A 15816-nucleotide genomic window follows, 5' to 3' on the forward strand; every position below is an offset into this window, starting at 1 on the left:
CCGGCGCGCCGATCGCGAGCTGATAAACAAAATTTAATTCTGTAATTCCATGAATATAGACCTGTTAAAAGAGGGCTTAACCTGGTCGGACGCCGACCTGGTTAGAAATGAAATCGAGCACATTATCCCGGCAATGGATCCGGAGCTGTTCCCGGATCGCTCCGGGATGCGCTACTACCTGGATCTGAAAATGCCGGAATTCCCCCTTTCGCCCGTATTCGAAACCATGCTTACATTGGAGGGCCGGGAAAAGCCGCCGACCAGCATTGGCGGCGCCCAGGTGTACGAAGGCTGCGCGTTCCGCCTGGAAGAAATCCTGGCTGGCCAGCTCACTATAACCCTGCCCGAACGCGGCATGGTGGGCCTGACGGCGATAGCGACGCTGACGGCGCCCTACCAGATCGGGGAGAAGATACAACCCGGCCTACTAGACCGGACATTGCCGACGCGTTACGCGATCCGGGCGGGCCTGGCCCAGCGGGATTTTGTCGGCTACCAGCATTCGTTTTTTTCGCGTTTCCAGAGCGAAAAGCGCCGTTTCCTTACCTGGCAACTGGACGGCAAGCAAGTAAGCCCCAATCAGCCTGAATTCATGTACTTTTTGCTGAATATGGCCCCATTCTCCGACGTGGTGAGCTTACGGGTGCGGGCAACGACGAAAACCGGTGAGCAGTTAATTTTCACCGTATCGACCATTTCAGGAGTTCGGCCGTACCAGGTAATTTGCGCCGCTGTGGGCGCTTCGGCGCTGGGCCTGGGCGATGATGTCACCAATTACGAAATATGGCTTTCTGACGATCAAAACCGGCGCTTAACCGAGATCCGCGCCTACACCATCGACCGGCGCCGACATAAATTTGAACGCTTTGTGCTTTTCTCCAATTCCCTGGGCGGGTTTGATACCCTGCGCGTACTGGGCAAGGCCAGCCAGGAAACGGACGTTACCAAAGCGACGACCCGCAAGGAACGCCCGGCCGGTAAGGGCCTGGACTTTTCCGAGTTGGAAGTAATTGGCGTCACCGAGAATTCGGGCATTCAGTTTTCAACGGGCCTTTTTGAGCAGGAAATTGAATATTATTCAGACTACCTGCGCGAACTGATGGTGGCTGAAGTGGTGCTAATGGATACGGACTACGGATTTGAAGCGCTGAACCTGATCACTTCAAACCTGAAATACCAACAAGACCGGCCCGGCCTGGTCGAGCAGGTTTTCCAGTTTCAGCGTACCTACTCCGACAAGAATTATAGCCGCATGCCAGCGGCGGCGCCGATCCCGGCCCGCGCCACCAAATGGGTGGGCGTTTCATCCAGGGCCGTACTGAACGAGGCGGGCAAAAGAACGGGAAAGCTGACCTGGGAGCGCCTGCAAAAAGTGTATGCTGATGACGGCAGTAAAGTAGTTCCCTACGCGGTTAAGGTCAATATCCCAGGGGATCCCGATTATATCCAGCCGTGGCGGGAAATTTCAATTACGCCCGGATCTACACCGCACCCGAGCAAGGTTATTACTAGGGCCATCGACTTTAAAAAGGCCGGTTGCGGGGACGGTTTCCTAGGCACGGCGCCAGTAGTGACGATCCCGGCCGGGAGCTTTGGCGGGGAAATGCCGGGCGATGCCGACGCGCTGGCCGAAGCGAAATTTAAGACCTACAACACCCAGGAATATGCGAACCAAAACGGAACCTGCGAAATCAATAATGTGCCGGTTCACGTGGCGATTTTTCATAAAATCCCAATGAATAACGACTTGAAAGTGGTAGCAAACGGCAAGTACGGGCCGGTGGTCGATATGCGGATAGACGGCAGCGTGATGGTGGTAAACACCATTGGCCAAACTCCGCCGGTGCCACGCCAGTCCGATACTACGGTGGTTACGGGCGTTAAAAACCTTGTTTTCGAGGTGGAATACAATAATTCCCCGTTCCAGGCTTGCAAGTTGAAAGCAGTAGGCAAAAACAAAGAAATCACCATTTCCGCGCCTGGTTTTTACATCCTGGAAGATGTGCAAATCAACAGCGCCGACGAACCTTTGACCATTGAAGTAGTATTAGCGTAGCCCTATGTATACCGAAATCAGAATAGACGGCCAGGCCCTGGATTTAGGCGAGGCCCCGAAAATGCCCATCAACCTGGTAAACCCGCACCTGACCTATGAGCAGATCCCCAACAGCGTGGCCAGTATTCCGAATTTGCCTTTTTCAATCCGAAATCAGCGGATTTTCGAATATTGCGAAATGCCGCAGGCGGGTAACGACTTGTATAAATACCTGTGCGAAGTGATCAATAACGGCGCGTTGGTCTACCACGGGAAAGCGTATGTTAAGAACGGCAACCCGAAAACCGGCTACCAGCTGGAAGCAGGCGACGACCTGGGCCGTTTTTTCGGGCCGTTTTCCGACCTGCCGCTGACCGAACTAGACCTGGGCACGGTCGAGCTGCCCGAAGTGCTCACAGCCGCCGTCCAGGTAGCCGGTAAAAACGCGGTCTGTTTCCCTTCCATGCTCAATCCTGACTACTACGGAACCAATGGCTGGGCGCTCTCTCCGCCATACACTGGCTTTGTGAACGAGTACGACGGGGCGGCCTACACGACCAGCGGCCCGAAAGTGCCAATGCTGTTTATTGGCTTTGTCCTGGATCGTATCGCGGCGCTCACCGGCGTAACGCTATCAGGATCGTTTCTTTCACATCCGGTTTGGCAAACGCTGATTTTAACCAACTGGCGGGCGCTGGACGGCGACCAGGTGGTTACCGTTAACCGCCACGTTCCTGCCTGGACAATCGGGAAATTCATTTTGGAGCTGCGAAAAATTGCGAACCTGCGCTATAAGTTCGACGCGCCGAACAAAAGGCTGGAAATCGACTTTTGGGAACCCTTCCTGGACGCGCCGCCGGTCAAAGACTGGACAAACAAAGCCACGCCAGGGCACGACAAGTACCCTGAATTTAAACGGCGGTTGCAGCTGGCCTTCGAGCTGGACGGCGGCGATAGCTTAATGAAGGACAAACCCGAGGCGATGGCCGACTATTTCACGCCAGCCACCGGCAACCTGGGCACGGACGCCATCGACCTGGTGAAAGTCCCTTTTTCGCTTTCCACGTTCCTGGTAGACGATGAATCGGGCCTGCCGTATGCCAAGCAAAGCGGCGTTACAGCCGAGTTTAACCAGCTGGCCGTAACGACCGCGCCGCGCCTTTTATTCTGGCACGGTTTGACCGAAGAAGTGCCGCTGGCCAGCCCCGAGTCGGGCGGGATCAGCCTTTATCTGACCGGCGCGGCCGGTATTGCGGCCACAAGTTGGTCCCGTATCGAGCAAGTGCGCCGGGAAATGTTCTACCTGCAAAAGGGTTTTACGCTCAACGAAACCGACCTGGCCACGCTGGATTTCTCCCAGCCGATCCATTACCACGGTTTAAACTACCTGGTCGCTCACATTTCGGGCGAACTTCCGGTGGAAAAGGAATTAACCTGCCTGTTATTGAAAATTTAACCAGGACGCGCCGAATTTGCGCTAGCTTGTCAACCCCTCGCCGCTACCCGCTTTAACGCGCCGTAGCGGCTTTTTTGTGTCCTTTCGGGGGGCTTCCGCGCTGGTTTGCTTGCATTCGAATTAATCCCACTACTTGAATGCAAACCAAATGTTACAGCAAAATGAAACCGTCAGTATCACCCTAAAAATCGAGGGGGACGAGTCGCGCAACAACCTTGCGCTACTCGAAAAACAAGCCAAAGACCTGAAAAGGGCGATGGATGACGTGCCGAAGGGTTCGGCACAATGGCAAACGCTCAATAAGGAGTTAAACGCCAACCTGGTGCAGCAGCAGAAACTACGCGCTGAAATTGGGCTCACCGGTCTGACCTACAAACAGCTGCAAACCGAGGTCAGGAGTCTAACCAAAGAGCTTTCCCAGCTCACGCCAGGCACGGCCGAATTCATTGCAAAATCCAAGCAGCTGCAAGAAGTCACCGCCCGCGCCAAGGAGGTCAAAACCCAAATGACCGGCCTTTCTGACGCCATCGACCAGCCCAACAAACAAGGGCTTTGGGGTAAGATGGTTTCGGGGGTTAACACTGTAAAGGGCGCCTTTAATGCGTTTTTGGCCCTTGCCGTAGTCCAGTACATTTTCGAGCTGGGAAAAAAGATCTTCGACACAACGGCCCAGTTTGAGAAGTACGACAAGGTGCTGACCACCGCCCTGGGAAGCCAAAAGGAAGCCCGCAGCAGCCTAGAAGCGATCAAGAAAATGGCCGCCGAAACCACTTTTGGAGTGGATGAGCTGACCGAAGGCTACGTAAAAATGGTTAACCGGGGTCTAAGGCCGTCGCAAAAGGAAATGGTTTCGTTGGCGGATCTTGCCGCCTCCCAGGGGAAAACCTTCGACCAGCTGACCGAAGCGGCCCTGGACGCAATGACCGGCGAAAATGAGCGCTTAAAAGAGTTCGGTATTTCCGCTAAAAAATCCGGCGACCAGGTAACATTCTCTTTCAAGGGAATGCAGAAGACCGTAGCCAATACGCCGGAGGCTATTAATGGCGCTATCGTTGCATTTGGCGAAATGGAAGGTGTGGCCGGATCCAATGCCAAAATGATGGAGACTTTGGGCGGGAAATCTTCGAACCTTTCCGACAATATGGACGCCCTTATGGTGACTATTGGGGACGGGTTACGGCCGGTTTTTATCGCTATCCTGGATCTGATCAATGCCAGCATTCCGGCAGTTACTTTCCTGGGCAAGGTTTTCGCGTCGGCCGCCGTCGGGATCAAGGGAGTAGCTACCGTAATTTTCGACCATGTGCGAAATATCGCAATGGGCCTGTTCAAGTTAGGAGAAGCTGCATTTGAAGCGGTCAGGGGAAATTTTTCCGCTGCTAAAACGGCAGCCGAAGAAGCGGCTAGCTACACAAAAAAGTCAATTACCGGGATTATTCCCGAGGTCACAAAAACCAAAGACGAAATCCTGGGTATCTGGAAGAACCCGAATGCGGAAGTAGAAGCCAAGCTGGCGGGTAAAAAGCAAGGCGAGGCCCACCAAACCCAGGTTACCGAGGCCCAGAAAAAGGAGGCCGAAAAACGCGCCAAGGAGAAGGAAAAGGAGCTGAAAGCCTTCGAGGACGCGGAAAAGAAGTACGACGACAAGCGCGCCACAGACCGCGCCAAAGCCTTGGAGCTTATCGCCCAGCTGGAAAGTGAGCACGAGGCTACCGTGGCCAAAAACTCGCTGGCCACCGACCAGGCTAAAATTGAGGAGAAACGCCGCCGCCGGCTCAAAGAAATCAACGATTCGACCGCCGACGAGACCACCAAGGAAACGGCCCGCGTCGCCATTAACCGCAATGCGGATGCCGAGATAGCTAAAACGTCGGAAGAATACCGGAAAAAGACCCTGGCCGATGAAAAGGAACACGCGCTGAAACGGGCGGAGAATGCCCTTTTTATCAGTAACCAGCAGAAGGAAGCCGAACAGGCCCTGCTAGACTTCAAGGTGATACAGGCAAAGGGGAATGCTACCCAGCTGGCCGCCATTGCCAAAGAGCGGGCCGACCTGGAACTGGCCCACCTCAAACAGCAGCTGGCCCAGGAAGAAGCGGCGGAAAAGGCCCGTATCGCTGCCGATATCACCGACAACGACCAGGCCGCCGCCGCCATTTTGGCCGTGGAAGCCCGCTACCACCAGGAAAGTATAACTGCCGAAGCGAAAGCGGCCGCCGACAAAAAGGCCATCGACGACGATTTGCGAAAGCAAAAGCAGCAGAATTTGCAGGCGTATTCGGATATGTTCAAAAGCCTTTTGAACGGCGATATTTCCGCATTCACGGCTGGGATGTCCCAGATCGTCCAGGGCCACCAGACCGCCTGGCAGCAGCGGCTAAGTGCTGATATGGCCAGTTACGAAACCGGTGCCCAGGCAGCCCAGGCGGCAGTCTCGTTCCTTAACGATTTGGCCCAGAAAAAAGCAGAAAAAGCAATAGCCGAAGCCAACCGGGAGCGCGACGCAAAGGTGGCAATCCTGACCGCTGAGCTATCGGTAACCGAATCAATGATTACCGCCAGCTCGAATTACGTTACTGCTCTAAAATCGGCCGAAACCCAACGCCTGGCCGAGCTACAACGTATACTAACCAGCGAAACTACCACGGAGGAACAAAAACGCGACGCGCTGAAAAAGTATTACTCAGAGCAGCTACAACAAATGAAGGCGGCCGAAGAGCAGAAAATCCAGGATCTGCAACGCCTGGCCAACCTGGCAAAAACCGAGGATGAAAAGCGCACCATTGAAGCTAAAATCGAAATGGCAAAAAAGGAATCCGAGGAAAAAATACGCCTGGCCCAGGAGGAAGCAGACTCTAAAATGGAGATGCTCGACGAGCTGGAAGATTTTTCGATGGAAAGCAGCCAAAACCTGCTAGACGACGCCCAAAAATCTAGTGATAAACAAATCACGCTTGCGTCGGATGAAGCCGAGAAAAAAGCAGAATTCAAAGAGGATCTGGAAGCGACCATAGCCGCCGAGAACCGCAAGGCCCGCGCCACTGAAATAGCCGAAAAGCAGAAGGCGTTCCGGGCGCAGAAAAAGGCCGATATCGCTACGGCCCTGATCACCGGCGCCCTGGCAGTGCTCAAAGCGTTAGCCAACTTTTTCCCCCTGAACATCATCCTGGCGGCCACGGCGGCCGTGGTCACCGGCGTGCAAATTGCCAAGATCAAAAACCAGCCGGAACCCACCTTTGCACAGGGCGGATTCATCGCCAGGGGCGGCAAACACGGCAGCAGCTACGGCATGGGCGGCATTGCGCTAATCGACCGCATGAGCGGCAAAGAAGTGGGCGAGATGGAAGGCGACGAAGCCATTATTTCAGCTGATCAAACGGCGGCCAATATGCCGCTGATCAACGAAATGTTCAAGAATGCCAGAACGCCTGGTATGAGAAGCAAAGCCGTATCGATGGAAACCGGATTGCAAAGCAGCTACCGAGACGGTGGGGCGTTATTCAGTTCGCCTTACTGGGAAAAGGGCATGTACCTATTCGGATCCAAAAAGCGCAAGGCCGAGCAGGCCGCCAAAGACGCGGAAGCCGAAGCGGCAGCAGCCCAGGCAGAAGCTGACAAATACACCTCCGAAATGCCGAGTGCCGATACAGGCGCCTTTAACGGCATCGATGGCAGCGAACCCAACCCATCGACAGCCGAAAGCCAGAAAGCCTTTGAGGCGTCGCAAAAACAGGGCGAAGAGCAGCTAAAATTGTTAAAGCTGATCATCGAGACACTGGAAGTTACCGGAGACAATACCGCCGAGTCGCTCAACCTGGTGGTGAAGGCGCTTGCGGCCAATGGCCAGACGGTTGCCGACGCGCTCAAACTGCTAGGAAACGAGGTGAATTCTTTACGTGGGGCCATCGACGCGGTAAGGGCGGCAGTGAATGAGAATACCGGCGCTACCAGGGGCGTAGAAGGCGCGGTTAACGGTGCTAACGCCCAAGGGGTTCTACATGGAATTTTAGGTGCAATAAGTAACCTGAAATAATGTAAATATTCAAAGAAGTAAATATATTTGTGTATTGCGTTACAAAGTAACACTACAAGCGTAAATAGTATTTTTCAAATAGTGAATAACCCACTCAATAACTCAACCAATGACGAAGGAAATTACAATCAGTGTTCCAAAGTATGTTAAGAAATTCCTTTTGTCAGAACCCGATTACGAGCTACTGGGGCCAGATACGATTCTGGCCCCGCAGAAAAGCGAACTGGGCAAGCTGATAGCGGGGTTTTCCAGGATGATCCCCTACAATCAAAACATTGAGCCGCTTGTACTGAACAAAACCAGCGAGGCGCTAACGATCCGGTACCTGTGCAAGAAGAAAGCGCTGGACGTACCAGTGGAGCGTTACGCTACCCTGGTATCATTCCTGGACGAACAATTCAGAGCGTCTTTAATTCGCGAGGTGTCGGCCATTCATGCCATCCATTCCGAACCGGAATACGCCTGGATGGTGCGTTCGTTCCTGGATCGCCGTAATGTGGTGGTGAGCGACGAGCGCGACAAGGATATGGAATGGGACACGGCTAAAAAGATTTACCGCGACCATTTGGAGCGGATCAACCGAAAAAATGTAAGAAATCGTAAACTTTCGCAGCCGCTTTTGTCAGGGCTGGGCGGTTTTTGTCGCGTGTAGGGCGATTTTGTCCCGATTTTATCGATTTTGTAGGCCTCGAAAACCGCGTTTCCAGCCTGGAAATGCGGTTTTTTATTTCCCTGAAACCCGTTTTTTTGTCCTTTTGTAAGGGGCTCAGCCGCCATACTTTTGAGGTATGACAGCTGTTAACTCTCTTTCCCTCTGGGCGCCAATTGATCGAAATCGATCAGGCATTCGTCGGCTCAAACTTGTAGACTCCGACGCGGTTTCTATCTCCTCTGTAAACGCCGAGCTAATCCCGCTCGAAGATCTGGTATTTTACGAATTTATCTTCCCCAATCAGCTGGCGTGCGTGGCCAGCTTCCAGCGCCAAATTAAAGAAACCGGGGCCGCATTCTGGCTTACAACCGTTTCATTCTCCCTTCCGCACATTAATAACCAGATCTTACAATGGGTGGCCCAAAACCCAAACACTGAATGGCTGGCCATTGCCGAAGATTATAACGGCAACGTCCGGGCGCTGGGTGGCACGCCCGGCGGCATGCTTTTAAGCTTCGACGGCAACACCGGCGCCCGCCCTGGTGACGCTAACCCGATGAATTTTGCGCTGGCCGCCGAGCAGATCCAGCCATTTACCGCACTGACGGCTTACGAAAACGCCGAGCTTTTCACTAGCGGGGAATTCGATTACAGCTTTGATTTCTCTTTCACATCTTAAAACAACGTTACCATGCAGAATTTAACCCGGTTGTCGGGCCGCCTGTTACTGTTAGCCGCCGTGATGCTGGCCCACATTCAGGCGGTAATCGGCCAAACGACCACCACAAAGTCTTTACGGACGCAGATTAATAACACCCTACCCAGCAATACGGCCCGCTCGATCACCGCCGAGAAATTGCGGGCCGTATTCCTATCGTCGGCCAATGCCATTGATTCGATCTACACGACGATTTCCCAGGCTAACACGGTCGGCGAATACGACGCAAGTACCGGCATTGCAACCATTTCGGCGACGGATTCGACGATTACGCCGGACACGGTCGCCGCGTTTGCTGATGGCAAATATTTTGACGTGGTCAAGCCAGGGAACCGGACGATTACCGGCGCGGCCGTCGATATGCAGGTGGGCGGCAAGATCATCGCCAGGGGTGGCCGTTGGGGCTACATCCCGCCCAGCGACCTGGCGCTCTCCAAAACTGCCTATCTGGAAAATAAGCTGCCTTACAAAAACCTGGCGAATCCGCTAGAATTCATTGACGGCGGGTTTATCAATGGCGCTACCGGGGCATACGGCGCAAGTGCTGGTTACGGCTATACCGGCTTTATTGAGGTAACGCCGGGGCTTCCGTATACGGGCAAAGGCGCTTCCTCCAATGGAATGCGCCACCTGGCGTTTTATAATGCGGCCCGCGCATTCGTAGCCGGTGGGTATAGCGCCAACGTGACCACGTTTACAGTGCCCGCCGGTGTGAAATACGTAATAGCCTCATATTACGCGGCCGACAAATCGACATTTCAATTTGAACAGGGCGACACGCCTACAAGCCCCGTCCCCTATGGCACAGCTATACTTTCCAATACGCTGGTAAACCCGTCGGCGGTCGCGACCACGGCCACCAGCCGGTTTATTAGCGACGCCGAGCGTATTACCTGGAACAAGAAATTAGACCAGGCGCAGGTCGTTTTGGACACTGTTTTGACCACCAAGAACCTATTCAGGCCCTCTAACGTGGTTACCGGCGCTCAAAACGTAGTCCAGACCACAAACGGCGCATTCTTAACCATAGCGGGCTGGATTCGAACCGGGCCGATCAAATGTAAGCCTAACACTACCTATACGATCAGCGGATTGGTCACGCGTAATAGTAAGGCCGTAAGGTACGAGGACGCCGCTGGCGTTTTCATTTCATATACCCCGCCGCCAAGCCCGGCCACCGGCACCACGATGACATTTACCACGCCAGCCGGAGCCGCAAAGATGTATATCAACCTTCAAAGGGTCGAAGAAACGGTAACGCTGTCAGCTATTCAGGTCGAAGAATCGGCCACCGCGACGACTCTTGTGCCCTATGGTGAAACGGTAACGCTCAAAACGCTAATGGGCCATGTGCTCAGTAAGCTGGACGTGGGCCTGACTAACGTAAACAACACTGCCGACACGGACAAGCCGGTTTCAACAGCCCAGCTTGCCGCCATTAATTCCAAAGTAGACACCACAGCGGTATCCTGGACACTAACGGGCAAAAGCAAGAACCTGGCCGACATAGACGGCTTTACCGACGGCGGTTATATTGAGAATACCGGGGCAGTGGTCACCAATGCCGCTTACGGCTATACGGGCTTTATCGAGGTCACGCCTTTTCAGACTTATAGCGGCTATGACGGAACCAACGGCATGCGAAAAACGTGTTTTTTCGACGCTAACAAAACGCAGGTAGCGGGCGGTTCAACCAACGCCGTAACCACTTTTACAGTGCCCGCAGGTGTTAAATGGGTGCGGGTAAGCTACTATATCGGCGGTAAAAACACATTTCAGTTTGAACAAGGGCCAGCGCCCACCTTCTTTTCTAAATACGCGTCAGGTACGAAGGCCCTGACTGCTGTTTTCGGGGCACCGGTGATGCAAAACGCATTGAATGCAAAGCGTACCATTACCCTAGCCGATTGTGAGCGCATTTTGCTGGTAGGGGATAGCTATTCGGTCGGCTACAACGCGTTGCCAGGCAAAAGCTACATATCGGCCCTTAGTATGTTTTCGGACTGGAACCTGGATAACTATTCAAAATCCGGTGACGCCACCAATATGATTTTAGCCCGCCTACTGGCCAATTCCGCACAATATAAGGGCGTAGTGCCCACCAGGCTAAAAGGCGGCGGCTATGCGGTAATTATCAGCTTTACCAACGATGTTAACCAATCGGTTATTAATTCGACTGCCCAGCTGAACACCTACCTGGCCAATATCCGCCTGTTGGCCGAAGCGCTTAAAGGGCTAGGTTACAAACCGGTAATTGCCACCGAATACCACGCCAGTACCGGCACGAATGGGACGGGCCTGGTGCAGGCCGCGCTATCCCAGTTTTGCGAGGAAAACGGCTACATCTTCATGGACGTCTACGAGAAAACGCGCTACCTGAAAGGCGCTACCAATTTTGCGAACTATTGGGAGGGGTCACACCCTGGAACGCGCACAAATGCGATTTTTTGGACTAATATGTTGCCGTATGTTAATGCCTTGCCGCGCCCGAGATGGGGGATTAAGATCTACCGCAAACGGGATTTGGTCAGCGTGGCTACCGTCGCGGATCTGATGTATACAGGCGCTACCGATCGGGCGAAGAAGTTTAAAGAGATCCTGGTTACAGGCCAGGCCATGAGCGCGGCCACTTACAATAAATATGACGACCAGGCCAACTGGACGAGCGCCAGTAACGTGGTAAGCGTCAGCGAGTACTACGATTTAATGAATGGGAGTACCATCGCAATGGGCGACTACTCCCTGATGGAGGTTACAGTAAATACCACCCCTGAAAAAATCAGCCGCCTGGATATTAAAGTGGGCGCGGTCGATGCGGTCTACGTCAAAAATAACATTAGTCAGACCTGGACGCCGTTGACCGTGACCGGAGGCGTGGTAAGCCTGACCGATTTTGCAAGCCAGATCAACTTTGACAAAGCCAGTCTGTTGATAGTCAAAGCAGGCGGCTGGAATATGTTAGCGCCCCAAATCGACTTTTACGGCGTCGAAGGGAAAACTTACTACCAGAAACCAGCACCGCGCGAATTCCGCACCGGTGAACTGGTCACTACGCGTAATTTCAACGCTGGAACCAGCGGCTGGACGGTTGCCGGAACGATCACACCGGCAGCGCCGGAAGATAGTGGGAGCATGCCCACGGGTATTACCAAAGTAGCGACAATCAGCACCGGTAACGATGTTGCCCAAACGGTCAACTTTGCCGCCGCCACCTACAAGCGCCGCGCCCAATTGAAAATCATAGCCCGCCGCAACCCGCCGCGCTACGATAGTGCCAACGAGTTTCCGGTAAACAGCCCCATTACCCTGGATAGCTACGATTTCGCAAACGTCAGGGCCAATGTAACGAAGGGCGCCAATACAATTACCATGAAACAGGTGGTAGGTATGCACTGGACGGAAGCCATTTTCGAATTCGACGTGGCCGCCGGGGATACTTCCTACACAATTGGCATTCAAAAGGATGATCAGGACTTTGAATTAGCCGATTTGAGCCTGAAAATAGAGTAATAGGTTAATTGGGTTAGGTTAGGTTCGAACGTTCGCTGGGAGTCCCGGCGGGCGTTTTTTTATGTCCTTTCTGACGCGACCAGGTGCCGGTAACATTGTGCCACGAATAGTTCAACAACCAAACAAGGTACAATGTGAATCAATTACCGCCATTTTCAATCTGGCACATTTTAGGAACCCATTTGCCAGAGATTCAAGCCAGGATTCAGGGCGCCGTTCCGGTTCATGCCAAATTGGATCCTGTATTGCCACAGTCCTATGAGCCACTTATCCGGGCGTCAGGGATTGAAAAGGCATGGAACGAGTACTTTATCCGGGTTTATTCGCCGGACAAATCGGTTCTGGTTCTTCCCGTTGAAGGGGAAATGAGCCGTAGTAGCTACTGGAACTGGGGCAATGAATTCCTGATGCGCCAGCTCAACGCGGCGGCCGCAGACTCCGAAATTAAAGCCGCCGTCCTTCGCTTTAACACCCCTGGCGGCACTGCCGACAGTACCCCTGCATTCGCCCAGGCGGTGGCAAACTTCCGCAAAGTTAAACCCATCGTGGCCCAGACGGGCTACTGTTACAGCGCAGGTTATTTCGTGGCCAGTCAATGCAATGAAATCATTGTCGAAGATCAGGCAGCGGGCGGCGTGGGTAGCATAGGCACCCTGTTGATCCGCGAGAACTACGCCGAATGGCTGGAAGCCCAAAAAATCGAAATGGAGATCATGCGGGCAAAAGGCAGCGAAGATAAAGCCCTGGTCAACTGGATCGAAAAACTTCCGGAAGAAGCCCGCGCCCAGCTGCAAGCCAGTTTGGACGCCTGCCAGCGTGAATTCGTCGGCTTTGTCAAGCGAGGACGCGCCGGAAAGATCAAATCCGACGAAGTATTTACCGGCAAAACCTACAACGCTTCAGAGGCCATTAGCATGGGACTGGCTGACGCCAAAGGGGATCTGATTACGGCCGTCAAACGAGTTCTGGCCCTGGCCGCTTAAATCAAGTTTTCACCAATAATTCAAATACACAATGAGCAAACCCACAATCGGGATTACCGCATGGCTAAACAATTTTTTCGGCGGATCCCATAAGGCAATTTCCGAGGCGCTACCGACCGAACAGTACAATGCTTTCGTGTCCGAGGCCGAAAAACTGATGCAGGCCCAGGGTGCCGACCCCGAGCAAAAGAAGGAAGACGGAAGCCCCGAGCCAACAAATTCCGACGCGACGCCGGAACCAAAGAACACCGAGCCGACAAGCACCGATCTGCAAGCACGGATCACGGCTCTCGAGACAAAGCTGGGCGAAGCCAATACAGCCCTGGAAGGCGAAAAAAAAGCGCATTCGGCGACGTCTGCACAGCTGACCGAGGCGAAAAGTGCGCTAACTGCCTCCGAAGACAAAAACAAGCAGCTGCGCCAGGCTGTAAACCCGGTAGGGGACGAAGATCTGGTAAATAAGGAAACAGGAAATTCTAATACGGGCCTGACAAAAGCAGACATCGAAGCCCGCGAGGAATACAAGAGAAACCGCACCCAGGCGTAGGCCAACCAAACAGGGAGCGTATGCAGCACCCGAACCTGATCGAGCCAGGAACGGGGCTGCATTTACAAAGGATCTATTTTTTCAAACCTCTAATACACAATTAAATGGCAAGTGTTGATTTAAGCAAACTGGACAACTCGCTGAAAGTCCGCAGGGCACAAGGCGTAAGTCTGATGAAAAAGAAACTTACTGACGGCTGGGGCAAGCTTTCAGGATTTCAAAAATTGCGGGTAACCGACGAATTGCCCCTGGGTTCTATTGTAATGCAGAGCATGACCCAGCCGGGCGGTAAAGGTACTTTCAACCCGAAGGCGAACGCGTTAAAAGTTGAAGCCCGTATAGCAAAAGTTCGCCCGGCAAAAATCGACCTTCTCATTGGCGAGGTAGAGCGCAAGCAACTGGAAGCGACCTATTTTGCGCAGGTACAGGGCACAAACGGCCGCGACCCGGAAAACTTCTGGCTTGCAGACCATATTTGGGAATCGGTTACACAGATGGCCGGTGTGGATACTTTGAAGGGCGTCTGGAATGGCGTATTAAATTCCGCTGGTACAAATGCAGTCGATGTGTGTAACGGTATTGTTACACTGATCGACCTGGATATTACTAGCGAGGATCTGCCGGAAGAATTGATTTTGCAGCATGCCGCCGACTACTTTTTGCAGGAATCGAACATTATCAAGGAGTTCAAAGACCTTTCTAAGATCTTCCGTTCGAAGCTTCCGGCCTATGCTTACCTGCCTGCAACGCTGTACTGTGCGCCTGAGCGCCTTTCCGAATACGAATTTGCAGTGGAAGCCCTGAACGGTAACAAAAACACCTACAATTCATTCAATCAGCCGGTGCTGTACTGGGCTAAGAATATCAAAATTGAGGCGGTTATCGAGCTGGCAGGTACCGACTTTGTAATGATCACGCCGGACGACAACCTGGTGTATGCTACTGATCGCACAGCGGAAGGTGTTGAACTGGAAAGCGATTATAGCAAGCGTGACCGCTCTATCGCCATCGTGGCCGACTGGGATTATACACCGAATTACTTCCGTTCCGACCTGAACGTGGTAAACGACCTTCGCGCAAGACCGGTAGGCGCTGGCGTTTAGTCAATCCATTTTTTCAATCCGTTCAAATTTCAATAACCCACTAATCGGGAATGCTGCCAGCCGGTGGCATTCCCACAATCAAAACAGTATGAAAAAGTATTTGAATTTCCTTTTTGTTGCGGCCTGTGCAATCCTGGCCGTTCATATCGTGCCAGAAGTAGAGCAGCTGATGGGCCTTGCAGATCCCGCAGGTTTGAGCCTTGCCGTGTTCGCCTCCTTTGCGGGCCTGAGAAACATCGACGAGCAGAAAGCGAACCCCGCCGGTATCCGCCGTATAGGCGTGATTGCGGTTAAAGATTTGCTGGATACGGTGATTGACTGGCCCACGGCTGTGGGCGCGGATCCCGACGTGGATATGACTACGATGGAAATTACGACGGCGCTGCCGGTGGCGGCTGGCAAGAGCGTGGCGGTGATCACACCGGCGGACAACTCCGCATTTATGAGCTTTGAAAACCAGGGCGACCGCTATTACCAATCCTACAAACACAGCATGGGCTTTGATATCGCGGGCCTAACCAAAGTTCAGTCTGTCGAGCTTCGCAAATACCTGAACACCGGCGCTATTTTCTTCACAGAATACAACGACGGCGAAATCCGCGTGGTAGGTTCCAAGCTTTCGCCCATTGTACTGAAAAGTAAAGGCGATTCGGGTAAAAAAGGTGGTGATAAGCGCGGTTACGCCCTTACCGGCGACAATGACAACTTTGTTATCGAGCCGCCTTTCTACCCAGATACGCTGGCGCTGCCTGGGATGTTGACCCCTGTTATTCCTTAAT

General features: G+C 53.1%; 10 protein-coding genes. All 10 read left to right on the forward strand.

Going from position 1 to position 15816, the window contains the following annotated elements; genetic code table 11:
• The first annotated feature begins 49 nt into the window (after positions 1-49).
• Positions 50-2056: a DUF5977 domain-containing protein gene (locus AAHB90_RS15320; protein ID WP_342086086.1), complete on the forward strand. Its 2007-nt coding sequence runs from the start codon at positions 50-52 to the stop codon at positions 2054-2056.
• 4 nt (positions 2057-2060) lie between these two features.
• Positions 2061-3491: a hypothetical protein gene (locus AAHB90_RS15325; protein WP_342086087.1), complete on the forward strand. Its 1431-nt coding sequence runs from the start codon at positions 2061-2063 to the stop codon at positions 3489-3491.
• 148 nt (positions 3492-3639) lie between these two features.
• Complete coding sequence (locus AAHB90_RS15330) at positions 3640-7524, forward strand: hypothetical protein (protein WP_342086088.1); 3885 nt, start codon at positions 3640-3642, stop codon at positions 7522-7524.
• A gap of 109 nt (positions 7525-7633) precedes the next feature.
• On the forward strand, positions 7634-8176 hold the full coding sequence (locus AAHB90_RS15335) for a hypothetical protein (protein WP_342086089.1): 543 nt from the start codon (positions 7634-7636) through the stop codon (positions 8174-8176).
• 136 nt (positions 8177-8312) lie between these two features.
• On the forward strand, positions 8313-8855 hold the full coding sequence (locus tag AAHB90_RS15340; RefSeq protein ID WP_342086090.1) for a hypothetical protein: 543 nt from the start codon (positions 8313-8315) through the stop codon (positions 8853-8855).
• A gap of 12 nt (positions 8856-8867) precedes the next feature.
• Complete coding sequence (locus AAHB90_RS15345; RefSeq protein WP_342086091.1) at positions 8868-12404, forward strand: SGNH/GDSL hydrolase family protein; 3537 nt, start codon at positions 8868-8870, stop codon at positions 12402-12404.
• Positions 12405-12649: 245 nt separating this feature from the next.
• On the forward strand, positions 12650-13387 hold the full coding sequence (locus AAHB90_RS15350) for a S49 family peptidase (protein WP_342086092.1): 738 nt from the start codon (positions 12650-12652) through the stop codon (positions 13385-13387).
• Between the two features lie 31 nt (positions 13388-13418).
• Positions 13419-13934, forward strand: coding sequence for a hypothetical protein (locus AAHB90_RS15355; RefSeq protein WP_342086093.1), 516 nt, complete (start codon positions 13419-13421; stop codon positions 13932-13934).
• 104 nt (positions 13935-14038) lie between these two features.
• Entirely contained in the window at positions 14039-15037 is a 999-nt protein-coding gene (locus tag AAHB90_RS15360; RefSeq protein WP_342086094.1) for a hypothetical protein, read from the forward strand.
• A gap of 88 nt (positions 15038-15125) precedes the next feature.
• The gene (locus AAHB90_RS15365) at positions 15126-15815 is read left to right on the forward strand and encodes a hypothetical protein (RefSeq protein ID WP_342086095.1); all 690 of its coding nucleotides are present in this window, start codon (positions 15126-15128) and stop codon (positions 15813-15815) included.
• The last annotated feature ends 1 nt before the right edge of the window (position 15816 follow it).

The sequence above is a fragment of the Dyadobacter sp. OTU695 genome, from assembly GCF_038440355.1.
Lineage (GTDB): Bacteria > Bacteroidota > Bacteroidia > Cytophagales > Spirosomataceae > Dyadobacter.

Bases quoted from the DNA above. Each gene is read 5' to 3' on its own strand.
- AAHB90_RS15355 (WP_342086093.1), top strand. From the start codon at position 13,419: ATGAGCAAACCCACAATCGGGATTACCGCATGGCTAAACAATTTTTTC.
- AAHB90_RS15345 (WP_342086091.1), top strand. From the start codon at position 8,868: ATGCAGAATTTAACCCGGTTGTCGGGCCGCCTGTTACTGTTAGCCGCC.
- AAHB90_RS15325 (WP_342086087.1), top strand. From the start codon at position 2,061: ATGTATACCGAAATCAGAATAGACGGCCAGGCCCTGGATTTAGGCGAG.
- AAHB90_RS15320 (WP_342086086.1), top strand. From the start codon at position 50: ATGAATATAGACCTGTTAAAAGAGGGCTTAACCTGGTCGGACGCCGAC.
- AAHB90_RS15360 (WP_342086094.1), top strand. From the start codon at position 14,039: ATGGCAAGTGTTGATTTAAGCAAACTGGACAACTCGCTGAAAGTCCGC.
- AAHB90_RS15340 (WP_342086090.1), top strand. From the start codon at position 8,313: ATGACAGCTGTTAACTCTCTTTCCCTCTGGGCGCCAATTGATCGAAAT.
- AAHB90_RS15365 (WP_342086095.1), top strand. From the start codon at position 15,126: ATGAAAAAGTATTTGAATTTCCTTTTTGTTGCGGCCTGTGCAATCCTG.
- AAHB90_RS15330 (WP_342086088.1), top strand. From the start codon at position 3,640: ATGTTACAGCAAAATGAAACCGTCAGTATCACCCTAAAAATCGAGGGG.
- AAHB90_RS15335 (WP_342086089.1), top strand. From the start codon at position 7,634: ATGACGAAGGAAATTACAATCAGTGTTCCAAAGTATGTTAAGAAATTC.